The sequence below is a fragment of the Kitasatospora aureofaciens genome (assembly GCF_001188955.3).
GTDB lineage: Bacteria > Actinomycetota > Actinomycetes > Streptomycetales > Streptomycetaceae > Kitasatospora > Kitasatospora aureofaciens.
On record NZ_JPRF03000013.1, the window covers coordinates 26326 to 52851 of the forward strand.

Below are 26526 nucleotides of genomic sequence, written 5' to 3' on the forward strand. Positions count from 1 at the left end.
CCGTCCGCAGGCCGTCGCCCTGCCGCGCGCGCCACTACTCCCCCGGCTCCTCCTCCAGCCGCTGCTGCAGCCCCAGTGCCGAGGCCAGCCCGTCCGGCCCGGTGCCCGCCTTGCGGTAGACCGCCGCCAGCCGCCGGTTGACCAGGCTCAGGTGCACCCCGAGCTGCTCGGCGATCCGCTGCGGCGGCACGCCCTTGACCGCCAGGTTGGCGACCTCCCGCTCCGGCCCGCTGAGCGTCTCCAGGGTCTCCTGGAAGTCGTGCAGCCCCAGCCGGTTGGGCCGCAGCCCGTAGTTGGCCAGTTCCCGCCGGGCCCGGTCGACCAGCTTCTCCGCCGAGCAGTGCTGGGCCAGCTCGATGCCCTGGTACAGGTACTCCTGGGCGTCCTCCAGCCGTCCGACCCGGCGCAGCGCGGCGCCGAGGTCGACCAGCGCGACGGCGTGCTCGTACCCGGCCGGGGACTGCCCTAGGTGCTCCACGGCCTGCTCCAGCAGTTCGACCGCCTGCTGACCGTCCTCGATCCGCGCCTGCAGCCGCAGCGCGCTGCCGATCGCCGAGGCGGTGCCGAAGGTGCGGGCGTCCCTGACGGCCTTCTGGGCGTACTCGCGGGCGCGCTCGGGCTCGTCGGACGCGATCGCGATCGCGAGGTGTCCGGCCCACGGCGCCCAGACGGTGTTGCGCCAGCCGCGGACCTCCAGCTGGGCCCCGGCCTCGGTGAGCGAGGCGGCCGCCCCGGCGTGCCGGTTCTTGGCGACCAGCAGCTTGCCGTACAGCGAGGCGGCGTCCGGCAGCACCATGGCGGTCGGGTGGTACGGCGGGTGGAAGCCGAACAGGTTGGCCTCCTCCCAGGCCTCCTCGACCCGGCCGCGGGCGATCAGGGTGTCCACCAGCACGCCGACGGCGCCCCAGGCCAGCGGCAGCTTGGCCCCGATCCGCTCGGAGATGCGGTAGGCCCGGCGCAGGAAGTCCTCGGCCTCGGCGAGCAGTCCGCGGCGGAAACGGGCGAGCCCCATCAGGAAGTACGCGAAACCCCGGTGGGCACCGCTCCAACCGGCCACCTCGAACTGGATGATGGCGTCCGCGGCCAGCCGCTCGGCCTGGGCGATGCGGTCGTTGTAGATGTACGTGAGGCAGAGCATCGAGGGCAGTTCGAAGCCCCAGGTGGTGTCCGTCCAGCCGAGGCCCTTGGGCAGCCGGCCGCCGTCCAGGACCTCGTCGGCGAGCGCCAGCGCCTCGGCGGAGGAGGCGCCGCGCAGGGTCAGGTCCCAGGCGCGCATGGCGAGCACGGCCCGGTCCGCGGCCTCCCGGCCGGTCAGGTTCCGGCACATTTCGGCGAGCCGGGCGGAGCGGCCGGGGCCGTCCTCCTCGGACTTGCGGAAGGCGTGCCACATGAACGAGGCCGCCTGGAGCCGCTGGCGCCGGGCCGGTTCGGCGGTCTGCTCGGCCTCCTCCTGGCAGACCAGGGCGGCCTGGCCCAGCTCACCGCTGTGGGCGAGCACCTCGGAGAGCCGGAAGGTGGCGTCCACCCGCAGTTCCGGGCGCAGCGGCCCCTCGTCGGGGTCGAGGGCCAGCCGGAGCTGGTTGACGGTGGCCCCGGGGTCGGTGAGCAGTGCGGAGCAGCCGAGCTCGTACAGCACCTCGGCCTTGATGTCGTCGGCGGGCGGCTCGTTGAGCGCGCGGTGCAGGCAGCGCTGGGCGGCCTCCGGGGCGCCGATCAGCTGGTGTTCGACGGCGGCGCGACGCAGCTTCTTGACGATCCGGTCGTCGCCCTCGCCGGAGTGGGTCTCGACCAGGTGGCGGGAGGCGGCGAGCAGGCCGAGTCCGGCGTTCTCGATCTCGACGGCGGCGATGCCGTGCATGCCGAGGCGGGTGGCGTCCGGCATGGTGTTGTAGATCGAGCTGGCGATCAGCGGGTGGACGAACTCAAGGTTCCCGTTGGGGGCCTGGGTGAGGACCCGCTGCTTGCGCAGCTGCTTGATGGACTCGCGGGCGCCCTCGGTGCTCTGGGTGGAGATCCGGGTGGCGAGGTCGACCCGGATGTCGGTGCCCAGCATGGCGCAGGCCCAGGCGAAGCGCAGGGTGGCGGGCCCGAGCCGGTCCAGCCAGCTCTTGAGGGTCATCCCGGTGGCGTCGACGGCGAGTTCCCGCAGCTGTCGGGAGTTCTCCTCGACCGGCTCGAGTTCCTGTTCACGCACCTGGTCGAGCAGGCGACCAGCCTCGAAGGGGTTGCCGTTGACGACGTTCCAGAACTCGTAGCAGAAGGCGTCCTCGGCCTTGTCGCCGAGTTCGGCGCGGATCATGTCGGTGACGGAGCTCAGGGTGAGCCGGCTGAGCTCGTGCTTGCGGCTGGCGAGGTCGAGGACGCCCCGGCGCAGGCCCTGGGTCTCGGTGGGCCAGTCGTTCTCGTCCTCGCGGAAGGCGAAGACCAGCAGCACGGGCAGTTCGCCGGAGCGGACGGCGAACTTGGCGAGCCAGGAGAGGGATTCGGCGTCCGCCCAGTGCAGGTCGTCGACGATCATCACCATCGGCGCGCGGCGCGGCGCGAGCTGGGTGAGGACGTAGTCGAGGCCGTCGCGCACGCCCTGGGGGTCCAGGCGGCGGGCGCCGGCCTTGGGCTGCTTGAGGCCCATGGCCGGTCCGACGACCTCCTCCCAGGTGCCCATGACCTGGCGGAACTCGTCGGCCTCGAGCTTGGTCAGGACGGGCTGCAGGAGCTGGCGCAGCACGTGGTACGGCTCCTTGAACTGCTGTTCGCCGCCGCGGGCGAACAGCACGGTGGCGCCCTCGCGCAGGCTGGCGATCCGTCGGACCTCGTGCAGCAGGCTGGTCTTGCCGATGCCGGGGCGGCCGGAGAAGGCGAGCAGTTCGCCGATCTCGGTGCCGCCGGCGGCGAACTCGCGGCAGAGGCGGTCGACGGCCGCTTCGACGGAGCGCAGTTCGGCGTCGCGGTCGCGCAGCCGGACCCGGGCCGCCGGTCCGCCGTCACCCCGGCCGGACCCGGTTCCCGCCCGAAGTTCGTTGCCCTGATCGGTCACCGTCGCGCCTCCGCCTCACCCGCTCGCGGCACGGCTCCGCCGCCGCACGGGGGAGCCGGTCCATCACTGTTCGTGGAGCCGAGGTTAGCGCCGTGTAGGACTTCCCGTGAGGCATTCGTGCAGGCTGGGGCGGACGGTGAGGGTTCGGGCGGCTTGCCAAGGGCAATTGCCCTATATCCCTAACGTCCGATCATTGCATCAGATACCCTACGGCCCGCGAGGCGCGGATGATCTTGCGTAAACCACCCTCACCCGCCGCGCCCCGTCACGTCAACTCCCCCACCAGAAGTGCTCGAACCACAAGCGCCCCCACCCTCCGCTGCACCGGGAGTCCGATGTCTGACGACACATCACTTGAGATCCCGTTCCCGTACCGCCGCAGTCCGCACGGACCGTACGCCACCGCACTGCACCGGGACTGGCTGATCCGCCACCCGCTGCTCCCCGACGCCGACCACCCCGGGTACGCGCACTGGGAGGTGGTCGACCTCGCCGCGCTCGGCTACCCGGACGCCGGTCCGGACGAACTCGCACTGGCGGCCGATCTGATGGGCTTCTACTTCCTCTTCGACGACCAGTTCGACGGGCCGCTCGGTCGCCGCCCCACCGAGGTCGCCCCGATCTGCGAGCGCCTGATCGCCGTCCTGCACGGCGCCCGGCCCGACCAGCACTCCCCGGTCGAGACGGCCTTCGCCGACCTGTGGGCCCGCAGCGTGCGCGGCATGCCCGCCCGCTGGCAGGCCCGGGCCGCCTACAACTGGGAGTACTACTTCGCCAGTCACCCGGCCGAGGCGGCCGGCCGGATCTCCGCCCGACCGCCGGACCGGGACGGCTACCTGGAACTCAGACGGGGCACCGCGGCGATGGAGACCATCTTCGACATGGTCGAACGGATCGGCCAGTTCGAGGTCCCCGCCTCCGTGCTGCACCATCCGGTGCTCCGTCAGATCCGCCAGCTGGCCGCCGACATACCGTCCCTCAGCAACGACGTGCGGTCCTTCCCGCTCGAAGCCCCGCGCGGCGACGTCAACAACCTGGTGATGATCGTCCAGCGCGAGCGCCACTGCTCGGCCGAGGAGGCCTGCTCCGCGGTGATGGCGGAGGCGCAGCTGATGGTCGAGCGCTGCGCCGAGCTGCACGAGCGACTGCCCGACGTCTTCCTGGAGTTGGGCCTGTCCCGGATCGAACGCACGATCGCCCAGCGGTACGCCGACGGGCTGATCACCTGGCTGGCCGGGTACCTGAGCTGGGAGGCCCGCACCGGCCGGTACCACGCGGTCTGAGGCCCCGTCCCTCGGACGTCGGAGCACCACCGGGCGCGGCCGCCCGGCAACGGCCGGAACGCGGACCCTCCGTACCGGGCCGGCGTACGGACCGTAGCCGCAGCGCGCACCCGGCGGTTATCGTGCTCGTCGGCGGGCGCCCCGGCGGGGCGCCGCCCGACTGCGTGTCCGCACCCTCCCGCCGAGCCGCCCCCTGACCGGGCGGCCCGGCGTGCCGCCCCCGGTCCGACCGGCGCCAGGGGCGCCCGACGTCGCGAGGAGCACAGAGCATGACGGTCTACCAGCCGCCCGGCACACCCGGCAGCATCGTCGCCTACCGTTCCCGGTACGACCACTGGATCGGCGGCGGATGGGCGCCCCCGGTGCGCGGCGAGTACTTCGGCAACCCGACGCCGGTCACCGGTGAGGTGTTCACCGAGGTCGCCCGCGGCACCGCCGAGGACATCGAGGCCGCCCTGGACGCGGCGCACGCCGCCGCCCCGGCCTGGGGCCGCACCTCCGCCGCCGAGCGGGCGCAGGTCCTGCTGCGGATCGCCGACCGGATGGAGGCCCACCTGGAGCAGCTGGCCGTCGCGGAGAGCTGGGAGAACGGCAAGCCGGTGCGCGAGACGCTGGCCGCCGACCTCCCGCTCGCCGTCGACCACCTGCGCTACTTCGCCGGCGCGCTGCGCGCCCAGGAGGGCAGCCTCTCCCAACTGGACGAGGACACCGTGGCGTACCACTTCCACGAGCCGCTGGGCGTCGTCGGCCAGATCATCCCGTGGAACTTCCCGATCCTGATGGCGATCTGGAAGCTGGCCCCGGCACTCGCGGCCGGCAACGCGGTGGTGCTCAAGCCCGCCGAGCAGACCCCGGCCTCGGTGCTGCTGCTGGCCGAGCTGACCGCCGACCTGGTGCCGCCGGGCGTGCTCAACGTCGTCACCGGCTTCGGCGAGGAGGCCGGCGCCCCGCTGGCCGCCAGCAAGCGGGTCCGCAAGCTCGCCTTCACCGGCGAGACCGGCACCGGCCGGCTGATCGCCCGCGCCGCCGCCGACAACCTGATCCCGGCGACCCTCGAACTCGGCGGCAAGAGCCCCAACCTGTTCTTCGCGGACGTCGCCGCCGACGACGACGCCTTCTACGACAAGGCCGTCGAGGGCTTCGCGATGTTCGCCCTCAACCAGGGCGAGGTCTGCACCTGCCCCAGCCGCGCGCTGATCGAGTCCCCGGTCTACGAGCGGCTGCTCGGCGACGGGCTGGGCCGGGTGCGCGCCATGCGCCAGGGCGACCCGCTGGACACCGAGACCCAGGTCGGCGCGCAGGCCAGCGCCGAACAGCTGAAGAAGATCCTCTCCTACTTCGAGATCGGCCAGGCCGAGGGCGCCAAGGTCCTGGTCGGCGGCGAGCGCGCCGACCTCGGCGGCCCGCTGGCCGGCGGGTACTACGTGACGCCGACGGTCTTCGAGGGCGTCAACAGCATGCGGGTCTTCCAGGAGGAGATCTTCGGCCCGGTCGTCTCGGTCACCCGCTTCGACGGCTTCGACGAGGCGGTCGCGCTCGCCAACGACACCCAGTACGGGCTCGGCGCGGGCGTGTGGACCCGCAACATCAACACCGCCCACCGGGCCGGGCGCGCCATCCAGGCCGGCCGGGTCTGGACCAACTGCTACCACGCCTACCCGGCGCACGCGGCCTTCGGCGGCTACAAGAACTCCGGCATCGGGCGGGAGAACCACAAGGCGCTGCTGGAGCACTACCAGCAGACCAAGAACCTGCTGGTCAGCTACTCCCCCGACGCGGTCGGCTTCTTCTAGGCCCCAGGGCCCCGGTAGGCCCCGACGGAAGTCCGGGGGCCCGACAGAAGTGGAGCGGGAGACCTCGTCCGGTCCCCCGCTCCACCGCCACTCCCCGCGGCGGGCTCTCGGGGCCAATCCCGTGTTCCGGGAATTTCACCTGGTTCGGGATCTAAGCACGTGAATCGGCTGATTTTCCCGACGCGCCGCCGACATGCCCGAACGGCCCCCGCGAACGCCGTAGACAGGACTCCCCGTTCCCGATCCCGCCCACGGAGTCCGGCATGACCATCGCCCCCGCCAAGCTCACCGACCCCACCGTGCGTGCCTTCGTCACCGCGGTCAACGCGGGCGACCGCGAGGCCTTCTTCCACGTGCTCGCCCCGGACGCGACCATGTCCGACGACGGCTCCGACCGCGACCTCGACGAGTGGGTGGACCGGGAGATCTTCGGCCCCAACGGCCGCATGGACGTCCAGAGCGAGTCCTCCGGAGGCCACGCGCTGGTCGCCAACTTCACCAACGAGACCTGGGGCGAGATGCGCACCGCCTGGCGGTTCACCGTCGACGGCGGCAGGATCAGCCGCTTCGAGACCGGCCAGGCGTGACCCGGTGCCCGACCGGCCTCAGGACAGCCCCAGGCACCCCCGCACCGCGCGGATCAGGTTGCGCGAGCGGACGTCCCCGGTGACGCCCGGCTGCATGCCGTTGGTGACGTACCCGAAGCCGAGCCCGAGCTCGGGGTCGGCGAAGCCCAGCGAGCCGCCCCGGCCCGGGTGGCCGAAGCTCGTCGGCGAGGTCATCGGCGCGGTCGGTCCGTGCCGCCAGAAGCCCAGGCCGAACGTGGAGTTGACGATCAGCACCCGGTCCGGGCCGTTCACCACCGGCCCGACCGCGCGGGCCAGCACCTCCGGGCCGAACAGCGGCGGCAGCAGCGCGCCGGACCCGTCCGGGCGGTCGGCGGCGCCGATCAGCGCCGCGTAGAACCGGGCCACCGAGCGGGCGGTGCCGATGCCGCCCGCGCCCGGGATCTCGGCGGCCTGCACCGCCGGGTCGTTCATGTTCACCCCGGGCAGCACCGAGGCGAAGGCGCGGGCGGTCAGCGAGGTCGGGTCCTGGTAGGCGTCCCGCACGGACTGCTTGGGCCGCAGCCGCAGCCCGCTCGGGCCGGTCCGGGCCGCCTCCGGGGCGGGCAGGTCGACCAGCTTGCCGACCCGGGGCGCGGCGCCGGCCGGCAGCCCGATCCACAGGTCGAGCCCGAGCGGCCGGGCGATCTCCTCGGCGAAGTACTGGCCGACCGTACGGCCGCTCACCCGGCGCACCACCTCGCCGACCAGCCAACCGAAGGTGTACGGGTGGTAGCCGTGCGCCGTCCCCGGCTCCCAGGCGGGCGCCTGGGCGGCCACCGCGGCGACCGCCCGCTCCCAGGTCAGCACGTCCTCCAGGCGCAGCGGCACGTCCAGCGCCGGCACCCCCGCCTGGTGCGACAGCAGCCAGCGCACCGGCACCGCGCCCTTGCCCGCCGCCGCGAACTCCGGCCAGTACGAGGCCGCCGGCGCGTCCAGGTCGAGCAGGCCGCGCTCGACCAGCAGCAGCGCGGTGGCCGCGGTCAGGCCCTTGGTGACCGAGCGCAGCACCTGGGCGGTGTCCGCCGTCCACGGCACCGCGGGCGCGGGCCGCCCGCCGACCTCGGGCCGGGCGTCCCCGCCCCACAGGTCGACCACCTTGCGCCCGCGCACGTACAGCGCGAACGCCGCGCCCAGCTCGCCGTACTCGGCGAAGTTCCGCGCGAAGGCCTCCCGTACGGGCTCGAACCCCTCGGCCGTCTCGCCCCAGATCTCCACCACCGCGTGCCGTCCTCAGGTCGTTCGTCGCCGCCCAGCTGATCGATCCCGCGTTCGAAGCGGGCTCCGAAACCCTAACCTGTCGTTCATGACCAACCCTGCCGAAGAGCTGCTGGACATCGTCGACGACAACGACCGGGTGATCGGTACCGCGCTGCGCGGGGAGGTGTACCGGCAGGGGCTGACCCACCGGTGCGTCTTCATCATGGTCCGCGACCCGGCCGGCCGGATCTTCGTCCACCGCCGCACCGACACCAAGCTGTTCGCCCCCGGCGCGTACGACATGTGGGTCGGCGGCGTCGTCGGCTCCGGCGAGACATACGCCGAGGCCGCCGTCCGCGAGGCCGAGGAGGAGCTCGGGGTGCGCGGCATCGCCCCGCGGCCGATCTTCAAGTTCCTCTTCAGGGAGCCGGAGGGCGGCAAGCTCTCCTGGTGGTGCGACATGTACGAGGCGGAGTGGGACGGCCCGGTCTCCCCGCAGGAGTCCGAGGTCGCCTGGCACGCCTGGCTCACCCCGGCCGAACTCTCCGAGCGCCTCGCCCGCGACACCTTCGTGCCCGACGGCCTGGAGGCCTACCGCCGCTACCTGGAGCGCCAGGAGAGTAAGGGCCGTCCGGCGGACCGTGCCGAACCGGCCTCGGGCAGCGCATGAGGGCAGGGGAGCGCAGGCCGGGCCGCATGGGCCCGCGGGCGGCCGACGGATAGGCTGACGCGCATGGCCTCCCGTACGCCGTCGCCGACGGCCGACCGCGCAGAACGGACCGCCGCCCCCGACCGGGGCGCCGCGGGTGAACGGCCGCGCCGACGGCTGAGCGTGGACGAGCGGCGGGAGCAACTGATCGCCGTGGCGCTGGAGCTGTTCAGCCGCCGCCCGCCGGAGGAGGTGTCGATCGACGACATCGCCGCCGCCGCGGGCGCCTCCCGGCCGCTGGTGTACCACTACTTCCCCGGCAAGCAGGCGCTCTACGAGGCGTCGCTGCGGCGTGCCGGGCGGGAACTCTCGGCCCGGTTCGAGGAGCCGATGGAGGGGCCGCTGTCGGAGCGGCTGTACCGGGTGATGGGCCGCTACCTGGACTTCGTGCAGAGCCACGGGCCGGGCTTCGCCGCGCTGTTGCGGGGCGGCTCGGTGGCGGCCAGCGCGGGCACCTCGGCGGTGATCGACGAGGTGCGCCGGGCCGCGCACGACCAGATCCTCAGCCACCTGGCGATCCCCGCTCCGAGCCCCGGACTGCGGCTGACCGTCCGGGCCTGGATCGCCAACGCCGAGATCACCTCCCTGGAGTGGCTGGCCGAGCGGTCCGTTCCGCTGGAGGAGCTGCAGCTGCACCTGGTGCAGGAGTTCGTCGCCTCGCTCACCCTGACCGCCGCCCGGGAGCCCGCGCTCGCCGCCGAGCTGGCCTCCTTCTTCGCCGACGAGCGGCCCGACGGGCCGACCGGGCGACTGGTCCAGGACCTCGCCGGGCTGTTCGCGGTGCCCGGCATCCTCGACGCGGTCACCGCCCTGGCCGCCGGGCCGCAGACCGTCGGGCCGCAGACCGTCGGGCCGGTGGACGAAGCGTCCGCGCAGGCCACGGAGGGCACTGCCGGGGCCCCCGCGGAGTGATCATCAGGTGATCCTGCGGTTCGGCGACGACGGTGGGCTCTGATAGGAATGGGCGGGGACCTGACGACCCGCCGCCGGGCGGGGCCCGGTCCCACCCGAACCACCGACGGCAGACGGAGCAGAGCGGGGGGCTCACCAGTTGACCCAGGACGTCCAGTTCAGCGCGGAGGCCAACCCCTTCGCGGCGGCCGAGCAGGTCTGCGCGACCCTCGGCACCCTCACCGACGCCCTCTTCGACGAGCACACCTCGCGCCACCCGGCGACCGCGCTGAGCGCCCTCGAACCGGCCGAACACCCCGCCGCCGAGGCGCTGTTCGGCCTGCCGCTGGCCCCCAACGGGCCGGTGCACCAGGCCCTCGACCGGCTCGGCACGGTGATCACCGCCGGCACGGCCCGACCGGGCACCGGCGCGCGGATCGCCGACCGGGTGACGGCCGCGCTGCACCACCGCTACGGCGGCGGAGCCGTGCGCGGCGCCATCGCCGACCGGGGCACCACCTCGGCCGCGCTGTTCCAGCTGCCGGTCACCGGCGAGTTCGCCGACGCCAAGCTTCGCCCGCCGTTCGCCCCGGCGCTGGCCGCGCTGGCGGCCGGGCGGCAGACCCGGCAGCCGGTCGAACTCGCCACCGGCGCGGGCACCGAGGTCCGGCTGGTCGTCCCGCCGGGCTTCCACTCGCTGACCTCCCCCGGCGGGCCCGCCGGGGCCTCCGCCCGTACGGTGCCCCCGCTTCCGGGCGGCGGCGGTGACGGAACCGCGGACACCCACGGAACCGCGGACGCCGACGGGACCGACCGCGCCTCCGTGGCGGCCGCCACGGAGCTGACCGGGCACCTGGCGGAGGTCGCCGAGGAACTGTTCAGCGCCACCGGCCCGGAGCCGCGCCGCGACTTCGCGGTGATCTCCGCGACCCTGACCGACCTGGTCCAGGACGCCGGCGTCCGCTACGCGGGCGTGTGCGCGCTGGAGGTCGACGGGCGCGCCACCGAGGCCACGCTCGTCGTCTCGCTCGCCCGCCACCCGCTGCCGATCACCGCGTTCGCGACCGAGCTGGCCACCGTACGGCGGCACGCCGAGGTCTGGACGGTGCTGCTGCCCGCCGGGCCGGCCGCCGTCCTGGTCGAGGGGCGGACCGTCCCGGTGCCCGGACCGCTGGCCGCCGACGGGCAGCGCCGCTGGGTGGTCACCTCGGTCGTCCAGGCGTTCGTGCCGCTGCCGGACGGCGGAACGGTTCTGTGCGCCCAGCTCTCCACCGCCCGGCCGGAGGACTGGGAGCTGTACACGGAGGCCTTCGCGGAGCTGCTGAAGAGCATCCAGTTCGGCTGGGACGGCGTACCGCTCACGGCTGCGGTCGCGCCCGCGGCGGCGGCCCCACCGGTGCCGGTGCCGCCTCCCGTGGCCCCTCCTGCCGCTCCGACCACTGCGCCGAGCGCCGTTCCGACCGCTGCGCCGACCGCTGCGGCCGTGGCGGAGGAGCCGGAGGAGAAGCCGGTGCACCTGCGCGGGACGCCGGTGCGCATCCCGCCCGCGGACTTCAACCCCTTCGCGCCCGTCGCGCAGGAGGAGGCGGCGGCGGACGCCGCTGCCGCTGCCGTCCGCGCGGAGCCGGCCGAACGCAAGCGCACGCCGGTCATGATCCCGCCGCCGGACTTCGACCCCTTCGGCATCGGGGGCACGATCCCGACCGCGGAAGGAACCGCTGCGCCGGCCGCCGGCGCCGGTACGGCTGCGCCCGACCCGTTCGGAACGACGGTCGCAGCCGAGCAGAAGCCCGACCCCTTCGGCACCACCGTCGCCGCCAAGGGGCCGGCCGTCCCGCCGCCGCCCTCGGCCCCGCCGCTGATCCCGGCCCCGACCGCCCCGGCGGCTGCTCCGGCGGGCGCACCTGCGGCGAACGCGGACGAGCCTGCCAAGCGCAAGGGCACTCCGGTGATGATCCCGCCACCGGACTTCGACCCCTTCGGCATCTCGGGCCTGGCCGCGAGCTCGGACGAACCGCAGGCGGAGGCCGCAGCCGACGCCGAGGCGGAGCCGGAGCACCGGCCGTTCGGCTGACGGAGGGCAGCCCGCCGCCGACCGCGGCGGCCGGTAACAGATGACAGCTGACGGATGACAGCCGACAGACTTCAGCGAACGAAAGCTGAAATCTGTCATCTGTCATCTGTCAGCTGTTACCCGTCGCCCCTCCCCGCGCCGCGATCAGCGCCCCCACCCCGTCCAGCATCCGCGCCAGCCCGAACTCGAACAGCGCGTCGAGGCCGAGGTCGATCTCCGGTCCCCGGTTCAGTGCGTCGAACATCGGGAAGCGCTCCGGGTCCGACATCAGCCGGTCGTGGTCCTCGTCGTCGAGCCGTTCCATCCACTCCTCCGCGGACATCCCGCTGTCCTGCTCCGCCTGCGCCTCCCGCTCGAAGTGGACGGCCAGCCCACAGGTGAAGGCCGCCAGGCTGACCGAGGCCTGGGCCATCTCCTCCCAGCTCAGCCCGAGCCCCGCAAGCGCGGAGATCGCCCGCTCGGTGTGCAGCGCCGCGTCGGGCGCCAGCACCGGCCGGGTGAAGGACATCGTGGACGCCAGCCAGGGGTGGCTCCGGTAGATCCGCCACTGCAACCGCGAGACCTCTTCCAGTCCCGGCCGCCAGGCCGGGGCCGGTGCTGCCGCGAGCGGCTGCTCACCGAAGACCCTGTCCGTCATCAGCCGCAACAGCTCGTCCTTGCCCGGCACATGGCGGTAGAGCGACATGGTGGCGACACCCAGTTCGGTCGCGACCCGGCGCATCGACAGCGCCGCCAGCCCCTCGTGGTCGGCGACCCGCACCGCGGCCTCGACGATCCGCTCCCGGCCGAGCTCCCGCTCCCCGCCCTTCGCCCGCTGTACGACGCCCGCCGCACCCGGCACCCGCTCCGCCTCCCGGCCCACCTCGCGACCCGCCTCCCGGCCCGCGACCGCACGGCCCTGCGCAGGAGCGCCCGCCGGAGCCCGCCGGGCCGCCACCACCGTCCCCACCCCCGGGACGGCCCGCACCAACCCGTCCTCCCGCAGCCGGTTCAGCACCTTGGTCGCGGTGGCCATCGCCACGCCCCACTCCCGCATGATCCGCCGCGTGGAGGGCACCCGGGCACCCGGCTTCAACTCCCCTGCCGCGATCCGGCGTCGGAGCTCGGCCGCGATCCGCTCCGAAGGCGTTCCGCCGTCCACCACAACCACCACCGCCCGCTCGACCGACCGCACTAACGCACTAGTGCACTGCAGGCACCCACGCTAGCAGTCGGTCACTCGGCCGCGAGGTGAACCCAAACCGCACGCCCCGCCGGCCAGTTGACGGCCGCCGTCGCCAACAGGTCCGCGCAGCGGCCCGGTTCAGCCGGAGCGCCGCGCCAGGTGCACCACGTCCGGCACCCCCCGGCTCACCGGCACCTCCCGGCTGACCACGTCCGCGAAACCCGCGGCCCGCAGCGCCTCCTCGAAGTCCGGCGACGGCTGCGCGCTCCACACCGCCAGCACTCCGCCGGGCCGCAGCCGGTGCCACAGCACCGCGAGCCCGTCCGCCCCGTACAGCCCGGAGTTGGAGTCGGTGACGGTCCAGTCCGGCCCGTTGTCGATGTCCAGGCAGAGCGCGTCGTAGCGCTCGCCGTCGGACGCCGCCAGGTACCCCAGCAGGTCGGTGTGGATCACCTCGACCCGCTCGTCGTCCAGCGCACCGCCGGAGAAGCCGCCCAGCGGGCCGCTGCGGTGCCAGTCGATGATCGCGTTCTCCCGCTCCACGATGGCGATCCGCCCCCAGCGCGGCTCGGCCACCGCGTACGCGAGCGAGAAGCCGACCCCGAGCCCGCCGATCAGCACCGACGGCGCGGTCACGGCGGCGCCGGTCCGGTCCAGCTCGTCCAGCGCCGCCTGGACCAGCAGCCGCTCGGAGCGTCCGTCGGCGGTGTCCATCAGGAAGCACCCGTTGGCGATGATCTCGTAGTGCCGTCCGCGCTGCCGCAACACCACCTCGCCGAACGGCCCCTCCCGTCGGTCGAGCGTGACGACGGCCTCGTGGCCGTCCCGTTCGGGCAGTGCGGTGGTCATGCGTCCTCCTCGACGGACTCGGCAGCAGGATCGTCCCGGTACGGGCGATCTTCCGCCCGACGATAACCGAGTCCGCACTCGTCCGGCCCGTGAATAAACGGCCCCCACGGACAGGGCCGGGCCCCGAAGGGACCCGGCCCGGACGCAACCCCGCCCCGTCAGGTCGTGATCAGCACGCCCGCGTAGGACACACCGGCGACGACCACCCACGAGCCGAGACCGAGCAGCGCGAGCCGCCCGCCGGTCCGCACCATCGTGGGCAGGTGCACCGCGCTCCCCAGCCCGAACAGCGCGGCCGCGAGCAGCAGTTCCTGCGCGTCCCCGGCCAGCGTGAGCGCCCGCTCGGGCAGCACCCCGGTGGTGCGCAGCACGATCATCACCAGGAACCCGGCCACGAACAGCGGCACGATCGGCGGCCGGTTTCCGCTCTTGGCGACACCGTCCGCCCCGTCGGCCGAAGCACCGCCGGCCGCGGCCCCGCGCGCATTGCGCCGCGCCACCACGGCGACGCCCGCGACCAGCGGCGCCAGCAGCATCACCCGCATCAGCTTGACCAGCACCGCCTCGCGCAGGGCGCCGGGGCCCCCGGTCTGCGCGGTGGCGACCACCTGTCCGACGTCGTGCACGCTCGCCCCGACCCAGCGCCCGAACTCGATCTCGCCGAGCCCCAGCGGGTGCTGCAGCAGCGGCAGGACCGCGATCGCCAACGTCCCGCACAGGGTGACCAGCGCGACCGAAGAGGCGACGTCCTCCTCCTCGCTGCCGGCCGCCTGGCTGACCGCGCCGATCGCCGAGGCCCCGCAGATCGAGTAGCCGGTGGCGACCAGCAGCGACTGGTCGCCGGGCAGGCCGAGCCGCCGGCCCAGCCAGAGCGTGCCGGCGAAGGTGGCGGCGACCACGGTGAGCACCATGGCGACGGTGGCCCAGCCGAGGCCGAGCACGTCGTCCAGGCTGAGCTTGAGCCCGAGCAGGACGATCCCGAGCCGCATCAGCCGCTTCCCGGCCGTCGACAGCCCTGGCCGGGCGACTCCGCGGACCACCGGGCGCAGCCCGGGCAGGTGGGCCACCGCCATGCCGAGCACGACGGCGGCGGTGAGCTCGGGCACGGCCGGGACGGCCGCGTGGACGGCGATCGCGGCGGCCACCCCGACCGCCGCGAGCAGCAGGCCGGGGGCGTCCCCGCCGAGCGGGGGAAGTGAGCGGGTGCGGGCGGCCCGCTCCCGGAGGGTCAGTGCCACGTCGCCGCTCACCGCTCCTGGTCGGCGGGGAGCCGGTAGACCCGCCGGATGCTGGTGCCGAGCCGCGAGACGTCCGCGCCGTACACGTGGATGGAGATGGCGGTGGTGCTGCAGGAGTTGCGCACCAGGTGGATGTCGCCGGGCGGGGCGAAGGCGGCGACCGTCCCGGCGGGGCCCGCCACGTGCTCGGTCTCGACCAGCCGGGAGCTGCGCCCGTCGGAGACCAGCCGGTAGCGCGTCTCGCTCTCCTGGCCCTGGTGGACCCCGGCCACGCACCACGAGACGTGGTCGTGGATCGGGGTGTGCTGTCCGGGCAGCCAGACCAGGGCGACGACGGAGAAGCTGCCGTCCGCCTCGGCGTGCAGGACGTGCTGGCGGTAGCGCTGGGGGTCGCCCTCGCGCTGGGCGGGGGTGAGCAGGGCGTCGGACCCGTCGGGGGCGGTGAGCAGGTGCGGGGCGAGGCGTTCGCCGACCAGGTACGCGGTGAGTTCGGGTGGCAGTCCGCGGTCCACGACGGCGCGGATCTCGCTGACCAGCGCGGCCATCCGCTCCGTGAGCCGGTCGCTGCCGACCGTGGCTGGGGGTGTCATACCAGCAGGCTGGGACCGACCGACCTATCACGTCCAACGAGGGTTCCTAAGCATCACCCTCACTCATGCTTATGGGTCGAGCAGCAGGTGCGGCGCAGCAGCCGCGGCCTCAGCACCCGACCCGGCTCGCCGCTGCCTGCCGCAAGTGGTCCAGCACCAGCGCGGTGGCGGGGATCCGCCGGTGCTCGCGCAGCACGTACGCGCTCACCTGCCGCCGCAGGTGCGGCTCGACGGCCCGCCCGGTGACCTTGCGGTGGCACATGAAGGAGAGCACCAGCGCGGGCATCAGGGCGATCCCGACCCCGGCGGCGACCAAGCTCTGCACGGCGAGGTTGTCGTCGGTGGAGAACACGATGTCCGGCGCGAAGCCCTCCTCCGCGCAGACGTGCAGCAGGTTGGCCCGGCAGCGCGGGCAGCCGGCGATCCAGCGCTCACCGTCGAGGTCGGCCAGCCGGACGGCGTGCCGACGGCCGAGCGAGTGCCCGACCGGCAGCAGCACGGTGAGCAGGTCCTCCATCAGCGGGATCTCGTCCAGCCCGTCCGGCACCTCGGTGGCCTGGCCCGGATAGCGGAAGGCCAGCGCGATGTCGCACTCGCCGCGCAGCAGCCGCTGGACGGAGTCCGGCGGCTCGGCCTCCAGCAGCTCGACCCGGACGCCGGGGTGCTCGGCGAGCAGCCGGGCCATCGCCTCCGGTATCAGGGTGGCGTTGGCGCTGGGGAAGGCGCAGACCCGTACCCGTCCGGCGCGCAGCCGGGCGAGCGCGGCGAGCTGCTGCTGGGCGGCGGAGAGGCTGCCGAGGATCAGTTCGGCGTGCCGGGACAGCGCCTCGCCCGCCTCGGTGAGCCGCAGGCCGCGCCCGGCGCGGGTGAACAGCGGGACGCCGACGGTGCGTTCGAGGGCCTTCATCTGCTGGGTGATGGCGGGCTGGGTGTAGCCGAGCTCCCGGGCCGCGGCCGAGTAGGAACCGGCCCGGACGACCTCGTGGAACGTCCTGATGTGCCGCGAGTCGAACACCGGCTCCATGGCCCCTCCGCCCGGTCGTCTGTCGCCTGCCCTCGCAATCATAAGAGGAATTTGGAGGTCCCGGCCCCGATCCCACCCGCACCTATGGTTCAGACGCGAACCAGCCTTACCTGCCACGGGCCCACAGCGCGCCGGGGCTCACAGCGCGCACCGCTCACTACTGTGCCGACGGCGGCAACCCCATCGCCACTCCGGCCTTGGCCACCGGCGCCCCGCCCCGCACGCTCGGGCTGCGGCGGCTGCGCCGCTCGACCCAGCGGGCCAGCCAGGACAGCAGCAGGCACATGCCGATGTAGATCGGCGCGATCACGATCACCACCGGGATGAACGGCAGGTCGTAGTCCAGGTTGGTGGCGATCAGCTTGCCCGCGTGCAGGAACTCCTCGAAGGTGATCAGGAATCCCAGCGAGGTGTCCTTGAGCGCGACCACCAGCTGGCTGATGATGGCCGGCAGCATCGCCCGGTTGGCCTGCGGCACCAGCACGTACGTCATCACCTGGGTCTTGCGCATGCCCAGCGCGTACGCGGCCTCCCGCTGCCCCTTGGGCACCGCGAGCACACCGGCCCGGAACACCTCGGCCAACACCGAGCCGTTGTAGAGCACCAACCCGGCCACCAGCGCCCACAGCGGCTGCACCCTGAGGGCGACGAACACGAAGAAGATCATCACCAGCAGCGGCATGGCCCGGAAGAACTCCACCACCAGCGTGGCGAACCAGCGCACCACCCGGTGGTCGGACAGCCGCCCGGCCGCGAACAGCGCGCCGAACGGCAGCGCGAACAGCACCGTCCAGCCGAAGGCCCGGAGGGTGTTGCCCAGGCCGCGCAGCAACAGGTCCTGCACGCCCTGGTACGTGAAGGGCTCCCACTTGGCGTAGGTGAACTGCTGGGTGTGGAACAGCATGTAGACGACCCAGCCGATCAGCGCCGCGATCAGCAGCAGCGCGATCCCGCCGTAGAGCCGGTGCCGGGCCAGCGCCTTGGGGCCGGGGATGTCGTACAGCGCCGAGGATTCACCGGTCATCGGGACACCGCCACTCGTCGTTCCAGCAGGTTGAAGACGGCGCTGATGGCCAGGGTGATGATCAGGTAGCCGACGGCGATCCAGAAGAAGGTCCAGATGATGCTGTAACCCAGTTCGTTGATGGTCCGGTAGGTGCCCAGCAGCTCGGTGACGCTGAACGAGCCGGCGATCGCCGTGTTCTTCGCCAGCGCGATCATCACACTGCCGATCGGCGCCACCACCGAGCGGTACGCCTGCGGCAGCACCACCAGGCTCATCGTCTGCCCGAAGCTCATGCCCAGGCTGCGGGCCGCCTCGCCCTGCCCGGACGGCACGGTGTTGATGCCCGAGCGCATCGACTCGCAGACGAAGGCCGAGGTGTAGCAGCCGAGGGCGAGAACGGCGAAGGTGTAGAAGGGCAGGGTGATGTCGAACCGGGGCAGGCCCAGCACCACGATGAAGAACAGCAGGGTCAGCGGCGTGTTGCGCAGCACCGTCACCCACACCGTTCCGAACACCCGCAGCGGCCGGACCGGCGAGACCCGGAAGCCCGCCATCAGCACCCCCAGCACCAGCGACAGCACGGCGCTCGCCGCGAACAGCGAGAGCGTGCCGAGGAAGCCGTCCCAGTAGGTCGACCAGTTGTCGGTCAGCGTTTTCACGGCGCGGCCCTCTCAGTACCGGTCGATCTTCGGCGGGGTCGGAGCGGGTGCCCCGGACAGGCCGAGGGTCGCCTCGAAGGCCTTCTTCCAGTCACCGTTCTGCTCGTGGTGCTCCAGCGCGTCGTTCAGCGCCCCGCGCAGCACGGTGTCGTTCTTCGGCGTGCCGATCCCGTACGGCTCGGTCGAGAACAGCGGGCCCACCACCTTGAGCTCGTCCGGCACCTTGGCCGCGTAGCCCAGCAGGATCGCGTTGTCCGTGGTGACGGCGTCGACCTGGCCGGTGATCAGGTTGTCCACGCACGCCGAGTAGGTGTCGTAGCCGATCAGGTGCGCCTTGGGGTACTGCGACTGGATGCGCTGGTACGGGGTCGAACCGGACGCCGAGCAGACCTTCTTGCCGTCCAGGTCCTGCGGCCCGTGGATGCTGTCGTCGTTCTTCCGCACCAGCAGCGACTGCCCGGCGATGAAGTACGGCCCGGCGAAGCCGACCAGCTTCTTGCGGTTGTCGTTGATGGTGTAGGTGCCGACGTAGTAGTCCACCTGGCCGTTCTGCAGCGCGGTCTCGCGGTTGGCCGAGGCGATGGTCTTGAACTGGATCCGCTCCGGCGGGAAGCCGAGGAAGGCGCCGACCATCTTGGCGATCTCGATGTCGAAGCCGGAGTACTCACCGGTCGCCGGGTTCTTCTGACCCAGGTACGGCTGGTCCTCCTTGGCGCCGACCACCAGGTGGCCCCGGCTGCGGGCGGCGTCCAGGGTCGGCGAGCCGGTGATCGAGGAGGCGTCCTGCACCTGGTAACTGGGCAGCGCACTGGGCTGGGGGCCCTTGGGCGGCGGGGTGCCGGCCTTGCCACAGCCGGCGGCCAGCAGTGCGAGCAGCAGGGCGGCGGCGGTCAGGCGGCCGCGCGCCCGCGCGGCGGGCGTGGTCGTACGGTTCACGGCGCCGCCCTCAGTGCTTCAGGATCTTGGACAGGAAGTCCCGGGCGCGCGCGCTCTCGGGGGCACTGAAGAAGTCCTCCGGGGCGCGGTCCTCGACGATCCGTCCGTCGGCCATGAACACCACCCGGTTCGCGGACGCCCGGGCGAAGCCCATCTCGTGGGTGACCACGACCATCGTCATGCCCTCGCTGGCGAGCTGGCGCATGACGTCCAGCACCTCGTTGATCATCTCGGGGTCGAGCGCCGAGGTCGGCTCGTCGAACAGCAACGCCTTGGGGTCCATCGCCAGCGCGCGGGCGATCGCGACCCGCTGCTGCTGGCCGCCCGAGAGCTGGGCCGGGTACTTGTCGGCGTGCGCCGAGAGGCCGACCCGCTCCAGCAGCGAGCGGGACTTGGCGTCCGCCTCCGCCTTGGCGCGGCCGCGGACCTTGATCTGGGCGAGCGAGACGTTCTGCAGCACGGTCTTGTGCGCGAACAGGTTGAAGGACTGGAACACCATGCCCACCTCGGCGCGCAGCTTGGCCAGCCCCTTGCCCTCCGCGGGCAGCGGCTGGCCGTCGATCAGGATGGTGCCGCGCTCGATCGGCTCCAGCCGGTTGATCGCCCGGCAGAGCGTGGACTTGCCGGAGCCAGACGGGCCGACCACCACGACGACCTCGCCGCGGCCGACCGTCAGCTCGATGTCCTGCAGCACGTGCAGCTCGCCGAAGTGCTTGTTGACCCCGCGCATCTCGATCAGTGGGGCGAAGGCCGGGTTACCGGGCGGTGCAGGTTCGGGAACGGTGTTCACCGGGCGCGCCGTCCCTTCAACAGCCAGCCGATCGCACCGCCGGCGACCAGCGTCGCCAGCAGCGCGATCCAGAGCGGCGCGGTCACGGTGAACACCCAGAACTGGATCTTGACCTTGTCGAGGTTGGCGAAGAGGAACCACACCGCGAGGACGACGATGACGCCGATCCCGATGTACCGCGTGGGGATCCCGCCGATCTCGCTGCGCTGGGGGCGGGACGAGCCGTCCGAAATCTTGGTCACCGGTGCAGTCTGCTGGCCGGGGCCGGCGGTTTGCCCGGTTACGCGCCCTTCCGGGCCATGAGGTAACCCGTACGGGGCAATCCTGCCCCGTACGGGTTTCGAATCCCCGTTACACTGCCGCGCCCTCACGGGCCGGCGCGCTCAGCGTTCGTCCCGCCAGGAGCGCCAGAGCGCCGCGTACGGGCCGCCCGCCGCGACCAGTTCCGGGTGGCTGCCGTACTCGCTGATCCGGCCGCCCTCGACCACCGCGATCACGTCCGCGTCGTGCGCGGTGTGCAGCCGGTGGGCGATGGCGATGACCGTCCGGCCCTCCAGCACCTTGGACAGCGAGCGCTCCAGGTGCCGGGCGGCACGCGGGTCGAGCAGCGAGGTGGCCTCGTCCAGCACCAGGGTGTGGGGGTCGGCCAGCACCAGCCGGGCCAGGGCGAGCTGCTGGGCCTGAGGCGGGGTCAGCGAGGCGCCTCCGGAGCCGACCTCGGTGTCCAGCCCCTCGGGGAGGGCGTTCACCCAGGCCCCGGCCTCCACCGCGTCCAGCGCGGCCCGCAGTTCGGTGTCGTCCGCCCCGGGCGCGGCCAGCCGCAGGTTGTCCCGCAGGGTGCCGACGAACACGTGGTGCTCCTGGTTGACCAGGGCGACCTGCGAGCGCACCCGCTCGGCCGGCATCCGGGACAGCGCCGCCCCGCCGAGGGTGACGCTGCCACGGCCGGGCGCGTAGATCCCGGCCAGTAGCCGGCCGAGCGTGGACTTGCCCGCCCCGGACGGCCCGACCAGCGCCACCCGGCTGCCCGGGGCGACGTCCAGGCTGATCCCGTGCAGGACGTCCGCGCCCTCGCGGTAGCCGAAGCGGACCTCCCGGGCCTCGACCCGGCGGCCCTCCGGCCGGGCCGACTCGTCCCCGTCGTGCTCCGGCACCTCGTGCACGCCGACCAGCCGGGCCAGCGAGGCCTGCCCGATCTGCAGCTCGTCGTACCAGCGCAGGATCAGGTCCACCGGGCCGATCAGCATCTGGGCGTACAGCACGCCGGTGGTCAACTGCCCGACGGTCAGCCAGCCCCTGAGGGTGAACAGCCCGCCGACCACCAGGGTGGTCAGCACCGCCGCCGTGTAGACCACCTCGATGGTCGGGAACCAGACCGAGCGCAGCCACAGGGTGTAGCGCTCCCAGGCCAGCCACTCGCGCAGCTTGCGGTCCGTCAGCCCGACCCGCCGCTCCCCCAGGCGCAGGGACTCGACCGTCCGCCCGGCGTCCACCGTCTCGGCCAGCACGTTGCTCACCGCCGCGTACCCGGCCGACTCGTTGCGGTAGGACTGCGGGGCGCGGCGGAAGTACCAGCGGGAGCTGGCCAGCAGCAGCGGCAGCCCGACCAGCGAGGTCAGCGCGAGCACCGGTGAGGTGACCAGCAGGGCGCCGATCACCAGCAGCAAGGAGACGACCGCGACGGCGAGTTCGGGCACCGCCTCGCGCACCGACTTGTCCAGCCGGTCGATGTCGGTGGTCCCCCGGGAGACCAGGTCCCCGGTGCCGGCCCGTTCCAGCACACCGGTCGGCAGCGCGACCGAGCGGACCAGGAAGTCCTCGCGCAGGTCGGCCAGCACCCGCTCACCGAGCACCGACCCGCGCATCCGCGACCAGCCGGTGAACGCGGACTGCACCGCGAGCGCCAGCAGGTACCAGCCGACCGCCACCGCGATGGTGCCCCCGGCGGTGCCGGTGGCCAGCGACTCGACCAGGTTGCCGAGCACCCAGGGCCCTACCAGCCCGGCCAGGGTGGCCGCCGAGTGCAGCGCCACCACGGTGGCGAACCCGCCCCGGTGCCGGCGCGCCAGCAGCCCGAGGTAGCCGCGCACGGCGGCCGGGGAGCCGACCGGCAGGGTGGTGGCCGGCCCCTGTTCCTGATGGACGGGGGGCTTCATGACGTACTCCTCGCTCGTGGGGCCGGACGGTTGGCGACGGTGCTCATACCGACGCGGCCTCCTCGTCCCGGGTGACCACGGCCCGGTAGGCCGGTTCGGTGCTCATCAGCTCGCGGTGGCGGCCGGCCGCGGCCACCCGGCCGTCCCGCAGCAGCACCACCCGGTCCGCCTGGTCGAGCAGCAGCGGGCTGGTCGCGAACACCACGGTGGTGCGGCCCGCCCGGACGTCGCGCAGCCCGGTGGCGATCCGGGACTCGGTGTGGGCGTCCACCGCGCTGGTGGGCTCGTCCAGCACCAGCACGGGCGGGTCGGCCACCAGCGCCCGGGCCAGGGCGAGCCGCTGGCGCTGCCCGCCGGAGAGCGAGCGCCCGCGCTCGGTGATCCGGGCGAGCATCGGATCGCCCCCGCACTCGGGCGAGCCGTCCACGAGGGCTTCCAGCACGTCCTCGGAGCGGGCTGCGGCGAGCGCCTCGGTCACGGGCACCCGGCCGGAGGCCGGGACGTCCAGCAGTTCGGCCAGCGTGCCGGAGAGCAGCACCGGCTCCTTGTCGTGGACCAGTACCGCCGCCCGGGCCTCGGCCAGCGGCACGGTGTCCAGCTCGGTGCCACCGAGCCGGACGGAGGGCGGTCCCGACTCGCCCGCGGCCAGCGGGACGTGGCCGCCGAGCCGTTCGGCGAGCGCCCCGGCGAAGTCCGGGTCCCCGCAGACCACCGCGGTCAACTCGCCGGCCCGGACGGTCAGGCCGGTGGCCGGGTCGTGCAGATCGGACCTGTCCGGCCGGGCCAGCACGCCCTGGGCCGTGCCGCCGGTCCGGCTGAGCGAGAGCACCCGCACGGCCCGTCCGGCGGAGACCCGGGCGACGCTCCAGGCGTGCGCCGCCTCGCCCAAGATCCGCAGCGGCGAGGCGAGGAAGGCGGTGGCTCCGTAGACCGCGATCAGGGTGCCCACACCCAGCTCGCCGGACACCACCAGACGAGCGCCGTACCACGTCACCGCGACCACGAACACGCCGGGCAACAGCACCTGTTGGGCCTGCATCAGGGACCACAGCCGGGCCGAGCGCACAGCCGCGGCGCGGACCTTCTGGGAGGCCGCCCGGTACCGCTCCAGGAACAGCTCCTCGCCGCCGATGCCGCGCAGCACCCGCAGTCCGGCCACCGTGTCGGCAGCCAACTCAGTTGCCTTTCCCCCGAGTTCACGCTGCTCCTGGTAGCGCCGCTCGAACGGCCCGATCAGCGGCCAGACCGAGGCCGCCAGCACCGGGACACCGAGCAGCACTCCGATCCCGAGTACCGGCTCGACCACCAGCACCACGGCGCTGACGGCCAGCCAGGAGATCACCGCGGCCCGGACCCGGGCGACCAGTTCGACGTACCAGCCGATGCGTTCGACGTCGCCGCTGCCGACCGCGACGACCTCGCCGGTGGCGATCCGGCGGGACAGCCCGGCCCCGAGGTCGGAGGCCTGACGCGCCACCAACTGCCGCAACTGGCAGGCGGCGTGGATCCAGTTCCACACCGCCTGCCGGTGCAGCAGCACGCTGCCGAGCGCGGCGGTGGCGGACAGCAGCAGGGCGAGCGCGCCCGCCCACCAGATGCCGCCGGCGTCGCCGTCCACGGCGGCCTGGACGCCGCGCCCGAGCGCCACCGGCGCCGCGGCCTGGGAGCCCATCTGGACCAGTGCCCAGCAGGTGGCGCGGACCTGCCCGCGCCGCTGGGCGCGCTGCAACCAGCGCAGGAAGGCCAGGGGTGAGGAGAGGTCGGGACTGCCGGGGTCGGCCAGCGGCAGGGGGATGAGCGGCATGACTCTCCGATACGAGGGGTGCGGAGCACGAAAGTGCGGGAGCAGGAGTCGCGGAGGGTGCGGGGAGAGCACGGGCACTCGGCCGTACGGCGGTGCCGCCCCGCCGACGCACGGGGACGGGCGGAGGACGCGCGGCGCGAAGGTGCGCCGACGTCGGAACGTCCGGCGGCGACGGCGGCCGGACCGCGGAAGGGTACGAAGGACCCTGGTCTCAGGAGGTCATGTCCGTGAGCCTGCCAAGCCCGCTGTGATCCACGCAACAGGTTTTCCGCCGCCCCGCCGCGCCGCCCCCGCCGCTCCGCCCGCGCCACCCCGGCCGGCGGCGCCCAGCCACTCGCCACGCCGCCGTAAAGCTTCGCCGGAGATTCGCCCGAACGGCGGGAACAATCGTGCCGGGGCACCAGTTGCCCCTCTGGAACCAACGGACGACCAGGAAGGCACCCCTTCCCGTGAGCAACATCCCCAGCGTCACCCTGAACGACGGCACGCAGATCCCGCAGCTCGGATTCGGCGTGTGGCAGGTGCCGGACGCCGAGGCCACCCCGGCGGTCCGCACCGCGATCGAGGCCGGCTACCGCTCCATCGACACCGCCGCGATCTACGAGAACGAGACCGGCACCGGCGCGGCCATCAACGAGGCGCTTGCGGGCGGCCTCGCCCGCGAGGACCTCTACGTCACCACCAAGCTGTGGAACTCGGGCACCCGCGACTGGTCGGGCGAGCAGGGCCGCGACGCGGTGCTGCGCGAGTTCGACGCCTCCCTGGACAAGCTCGGCCTCGAGTACATCGACCTGTACCTGATCCACTGGCCGCGCCCGATGCACGGCACCTTCCTGAACGTCTGGAAGGCCCTGGAGCAGCTGAAGGAGGGCGGCCGGGTCAAGTCGATCGGCGTCTCCAACTTCGGCACCGAGCAGCTGACCCGCCTGCTCGACGAGGCCTCCGTCGTCCCGGCGCTGAACCAGGTCGAGCTGCACCCGTACTTCCCGCAGGGAGAGCTGCGCGCCTTCCACGCCCAGCACGGCATCGCCACCGAGGCGTGGAGCCCGCTGGGCCAGGGCGGGGAGCTGCTGGCCGAGCCGGAGCTGGCGAGGATCGCCGAGAAGCACGGCCGCACGGTCGCCCAGGTGGTGCTCCGCTGGCACCTGCAGAACGGCGTGATCGCCATCCCGAAGTCGGTCACCCCGTCCCGGATCCGGGAGAACCTCGCGGTCACCGGCTTCGAGCTGGACACCGAGGACCTCGCGGCGATCGCCGGTGTCGCCACCGGCAAGCGGATCGGCCCGGACCCGCAGGGGTTCGACTGGAATTGATGCCGGCCGTGGGGGCGCCGGCCGAGCCGGCCCGGCGCCCCCGACAACGACAGTCCGAGCGAATCTGACAGTCGGTCATATCGAAGTACCGCTCGTTCCGGTCATGGACGAGCGGCACTTCGGTGCGCCCTGATTCACCCGCGTCCACGGTCGGCCGATGCGGACACCCGAGGAGTTGAGGAGCTTTGGTGAATCGTTTTGGCTGTTGTTACCAAAGCTTGGGCTAGAGCCTGGCCGCCTTGGCGATGAGCGCGAGCGCAGCCTCGTGCTCCTCCTCCTCCAGCGGCGCGAGCAGCAGCCGCTGGACCTCGGCCACCCCGGCGGCCGAGCGGTGCAACAGGTCCTGCCCCGCCGGCGAGAGCGAGAGCAGGTTGCGCCGCCCGTCCGAGGGGTCGCGCCGGCGCTGCACCAGACCGCGCCGCACCAGTCGGCTGACCATCTCGGCCATCGTGGCCTTGTCCAGCGAGGCCAGCTCGCCGACCGTGCGCTGGTCCGCACCCGGTTCCAGCTCCAGCGCGTCCAGCACGGCGAACTGCGGAGCCGTGAGCTCCGCCCCGACGTGCTCCGACCAGAGCTTGGTGTGCACCTGCTGGCCGACCCTGATCAGGTAGCCGATCGCCCGCTGGGCGTCCAGTATCGGCCGCGCGTCGGAGAAGACGGCCACCGCCGCGGGCTCCAGCCTGGCTATCTTGGCCATCACCCGGACGATCTCGACCTGCTCCTCCGGCGTGAGCGGCTCGAACAGCACCCGCTGGACGCGGACCACACCACCGGTGGCCTCACGCACCGCCTGGGCGCCGCTCTGCGAGAGGGCGAGCAGCTTGCGCCGGCCGTCGGCCGGGTCACGCCTCCGCAGCACCAGGCCGCGGCGGACCAGCCGCGCGACCATCTCGGCCATCGTGGCCTTGTCGAGCGAGGCACGCTCGCCGACCGTCCGCTGGTCCGCGCCCGGTTCGAGGGCGAGCACCAGCAGGACCGCGAACTGCGGAGCCGTGAGATCGGCTCCGACGTGCTCGGACCACAGACGGGTGTGGACCTGCTGTGCAACGCGAATGAGGTGTCCGGGCGACTGCTGCAGTCGCGCGGACACGCGGGTTGTCGGGATCTCCCCCAGCACCATGTATCCGTCCCGATGTCACACCCGGTGTGTGTGGGACACCCGGGTGGGGCAGTAACGGCGAGTGGGCGTCCAGCTATGAGGGAGGGCGCTCCAGCCGTGCAGCCGGTGGCTGCTGGCGGACACTATACAAACGGCAGGCCCTTGCTGGCAGGCAGGGGCGGATAGTAGACGCAGGTTCGGCAACATTGGCATATTTACGCGCTGCCACGCCCTTGCAGTAACCCGTTCTCAGCAGAAAGCCGACCGGTCGGTCCTTACCGACCGTCACCTGCGCCTCTCCACCCTGG

22 protein-coding genes are annotated in these 26526 nt (G+C 73.2%); 7 read left to right on the forward strand and 15 right to left on the reverse strand.

The window, feature by feature from the left end; all coding sequences use genetic code 11:
- Positions 1–34: 34 nt before the first annotated feature.
- On the reverse strand, positions 35–3034 hold the full coding sequence (locus HS99_RS06165) for an ATP-binding protein (protein ID WP_078938802.1): 3000 nt from the start codon (positions 3032–3034) through the stop codon (positions 35–37).
- Positions 3035–3369: 335 nt separating this feature from the next.
- Between HS99_RS06165 and HS99_RS06170 the strand changes: the two genes are divergently transcribed.
- The 3 genes from HS99_RS06170 to HS99_RS06180 all read left to right on the forward strand — a co-directional run bounded on the left by HS99_RS06170 (position 3370) and on the right by HS99_RS06180 (position 6697).
- On the forward strand, positions 3370–4317 hold the full coding sequence (locus tag HS99_RS06170; protein ID WP_046386335.1) for a terpene synthase family protein: 948 nt from the start codon (positions 3370–3372) through the stop codon (positions 4315–4317).
- Positions 4318–4586: 269 nt separating this feature from the next.
- Positions 4587–6110 carry an acetaldehyde dehydrogenase ExaC gene (gene exaC, locus HS99_RS06175; protein WP_030551516.1) on the forward strand — a complete coding sequence of 508 codons (1524 nt, stop codon included), beginning with the start codon at positions 4587–4589 and terminating at the stop codon, positions 6108–6110.
- 263 nt (positions 6111–6373) lie between these two features.
- Positions 6374–6697, forward strand: coding sequence for a nuclear transport factor 2-like protein (locus tag HS99_RS06180; protein WP_030281302.1), 324 nt, complete (start codon positions 6374–6376; stop codon positions 6695–6697).
- A gap of 18 nt (positions 6698–6715) precedes the next feature.
- On the opposite strand, the gene HS99_RS06185 is transcribed toward HS99_RS06180, so the two are convergent.
- Positions 6716–7936, reverse strand: a complete 1221-nt coding sequence (locus HS99_RS06185; RefSeq protein WP_030281300.1) for a serine hydrolase domain-containing protein — start codon at positions 7934–7936, stop codon at positions 6716–6718.
- 85 nt (positions 7937–8021) lie between these two features.
- Between HS99_RS06185 and HS99_RS06190 the strand changes: the two genes are divergently transcribed.
- The 3 genes from HS99_RS06190 to HS99_RS06200 all read left to right on the forward strand — a co-directional run bounded on the left by HS99_RS06190 (position 8022) and on the right by HS99_RS06200 (position 11589).
- Positions 8022–8585 (forward strand): NUDIX hydrolase, encoded by a 564-nt coding sequence (locus HS99_RS06190; protein WP_046386334.1) that lies wholly within the window; start codon positions 8022–8024, stop codon positions 8583–8585.
- Between the two features lie 63 nt (positions 8586–8648).
- Positions 8649–9536 carry a TetR/AcrR family transcriptional regulator gene (locus HS99_RS06195; RefSeq protein ID WP_078867172.1) on the forward strand — a complete coding sequence of 296 codons (888 nt, stop codon included), beginning with the start codon at positions 8649–8651 and terminating at the stop codon, positions 9534–9536.
- A 139-nt stretch (positions 9537–9675) separates the two neighbouring features.
- Positions 9676–11589: a hypothetical protein gene (locus HS99_RS06200; RefSeq protein WP_030551514.1), complete on the forward strand. Its 1914-nt coding sequence runs from the start codon at positions 9676–9678 to the stop codon at positions 11587–11589.
- 109 nt (positions 11590–11698) lie between these two features.
- Here HS99_RS06200 and HS99_RS06205 read toward each other — a convergent pair whose 3' ends face one another.
- The 12 genes from HS99_RS06205 to HS99_RS06260 all read right to left on the reverse strand — a co-directional run bounded on the left by HS99_RS06205 (position 11699) and on the right by HS99_RS06260 (position 23806).
- On the reverse strand, positions 11699–12763 hold the full coding sequence (locus tag HS99_RS06205; RefSeq protein WP_232543106.1) for a TetR/AcrR family transcriptional regulator C-terminal domain-containing protein: 1065 nt from the start codon (positions 12761–12763) through the stop codon (positions 11699–11701).
- 129 nt (positions 12764–12892) lie between these two features.
- Positions 12893–13603 (reverse strand): spermidine synthase family protein, encoded by a 711-nt coding sequence (locus HS99_RS06210; RefSeq protein WP_033348403.1) that lies wholly within the window; start codon positions 13601–13603, stop codon positions 12893–12895.
- Between the two features lie 158 nt (positions 13604–13761).
- Positions 13762–14835: a YeiH family protein gene (locus HS99_RS06215; protein ID WP_046386504.1), complete on the reverse strand. Its 1074-nt coding sequence runs from the start codon at positions 14833–14835 to the stop codon at positions 13762–13764.
- 14 nt (positions 14836–14849) lie between these two features.
- Positions 14850–15431 (reverse strand): cysteine dioxygenase family protein, encoded by a 582-nt coding sequence (locus HS99_RS06220; protein ID WP_030551505.1) that lies wholly within the window; start codon positions 15429–15431, stop codon positions 14850–14852.
- Between the two features lie 109 nt (positions 15432–15540).
- On the reverse strand, positions 15541–16446 hold the full coding sequence (locus tag HS99_RS06225; RefSeq protein ID WP_030281279.1) for a LysR family transcriptional regulator: 906 nt from the start codon (positions 16444–16446) through the stop codon (positions 15541–15543).
- Positions 16447–16612: 166 nt separating this feature from the next.
- Positions 16613–17479 carry an amino acid ABC transporter permease gene (locus HS99_RS06230; protein ID WP_033348401.1) on the reverse strand — a complete coding sequence of 289 codons (867 nt, stop codon included), beginning with the start codon at positions 17477–17479 and terminating at the stop codon, positions 16613–16615.
- Positions 17476–18120: an amino acid ABC transporter permease gene (locus HS99_RS06235; protein ID WP_030281275.1), complete on the reverse strand. Its 645-nt coding sequence runs from the start codon at positions 18118–18120 to the stop codon at positions 17476–17478. The genes HS99_RS06230 and HS99_RS06235 overlap by 4 nt, the downstream gene beginning before the upstream one ends.
- A 12-nt stretch (positions 18121–18132) precedes the next feature.
- Positions 18133–19056, reverse strand: coding sequence for a glutamate ABC transporter substrate-binding protein (locus HS99_RS06240; protein WP_063737801.1), 924 nt, complete (start codon positions 19054–19056; stop codon positions 18133–18135).
- 10 nt (positions 19057–19066) lie between these two features.
- Positions 19067–19795 (reverse strand): amino acid ABC transporter ATP-binding protein, encoded by a 729-nt coding sequence (locus HS99_RS06245; protein WP_206267854.1) that lies wholly within the window; start codon positions 19793–19795, stop codon positions 19067–19069.
- Positions 19796–19842: 47 nt separating this feature from the next.
- The gene (locus HS99_RS06250) at positions 19843–20088 is read right to left on the reverse strand and encodes a LapA family protein (protein ID WP_030281269.1); all 246 of its coding nucleotides are present in this window, start codon (positions 20086–20088) and stop codon (positions 19843–19845) included.
- A 141-nt stretch (positions 20089–20229) separates the two neighbouring features.
- Positions 20230–22002, reverse strand: coding sequence for an ABC transporter ATP-binding protein (locus HS99_RS06255; protein ID WP_030281268.1), 1773 nt, complete (start codon positions 22000–22002; stop codon positions 20230–20232).
- Positions 22003–22045: 43 nt separating this feature from the next.
- Positions 22046–23806: an ABC transporter transmembrane domain-containing protein gene (locus tag HS99_RS06260; RefSeq protein ID WP_043387979.1), complete on the reverse strand. Its 1761-nt coding sequence runs from the start codon at positions 23804–23806 to the stop codon at positions 22046–22048.
- Positions 23807–24255: 449 nt separating this feature from the next.
- On the opposite strand from HS99_RS06260, the gene HS99_RS06265 reads away from it, so the two are divergent.
- Positions 24256–25119, forward strand: a complete 864-nt coding sequence (locus HS99_RS06265) for an aldo/keto reductase (protein WP_030281266.1) — start codon at positions 24256–24258, stop codon at positions 25117–25119.
- 223 nt (positions 25120–25342) lie between these two features.
- On the opposite strand, the gene HS99_RS06270 is transcribed toward HS99_RS06265, so the two are convergent.
- Positions 25343–26209 carry a MarR family winged helix-turn-helix transcriptional regulator gene (locus tag HS99_RS06270; protein WP_158714003.1) on the reverse strand — a complete coding sequence of 289 codons (867 nt, stop codon included), beginning with the start codon at positions 26207–26209 and terminating at the stop codon, positions 25343–25345.
- Positions 26210–26526: the final 317 nt, after the last annotated feature.

Bases quoted from the DNA above. Each gene is read 5' to 3' on its own strand.
- exaC (WP_030551516.1), top strand. From the start codon at position 4,587: ATGACGGTCTACCAGCCGCCCGGCACACCCGGCAGCATCGTCGCCTAC.
- HS99_RS06260 (WP_043387979.1), bottom strand. From the start codon at position 23,806: ATGCCGCTCATCCCCCTGCCGCTGGCCGACCCCGGCAGTCCCGACCTC.
- HS99_RS06230 (WP_033348401.1), bottom strand. From the start codon at position 17,479: ATGACCGGTGAATCCTCGGCGCTGTACGACATCCCCGGCCCCAAGGCG.
- HS99_RS06210 (WP_033348403.1), bottom strand. From the start codon at position 13,603: ATGACCACCGCACTGCCCGAACGGGACGGCCACGAGGCCGTCGTCACG.
- HS99_RS06190 (WP_046386334.1), top strand. From the start codon at position 8,022: ATGACCAACCCTGCCGAAGAGCTGCTGGACATCGTCGACGACAACGAC.
- HS99_RS06195 (WP_078867172.1), top strand. From the start codon at position 8,649: ATGGCCTCCCGTACGCCGTCGCCGACGGCCGACCGCGCAGAACGGACC.
- HS99_RS06255 (WP_030281268.1), bottom strand. From the start codon at position 22,002: ATGAAGCCCCCCGTCCATCAGGAACAGGGGCCGGCCACCACCCTGCCG.
- HS99_RS06220 (WP_030551505.1), bottom strand. From the start codon at position 15,431: ATGACACCCCCAGCCACGGTCGGCAGCGACCGGCTCACGGAGCGGATG.
- HS99_RS06180 (WP_030281302.1), top strand. From the start codon at position 6,374: ATGACCATCGCCCCCGCCAAGCTCACCGACCCCACCGTGCGTGCCTTC.
- HS99_RS06170 (WP_046386335.1), top strand. From the start codon at position 3,370: ATGTCTGACGACACATCACTTGAGATCCCGTTCCCGTACCGCCGCAGT.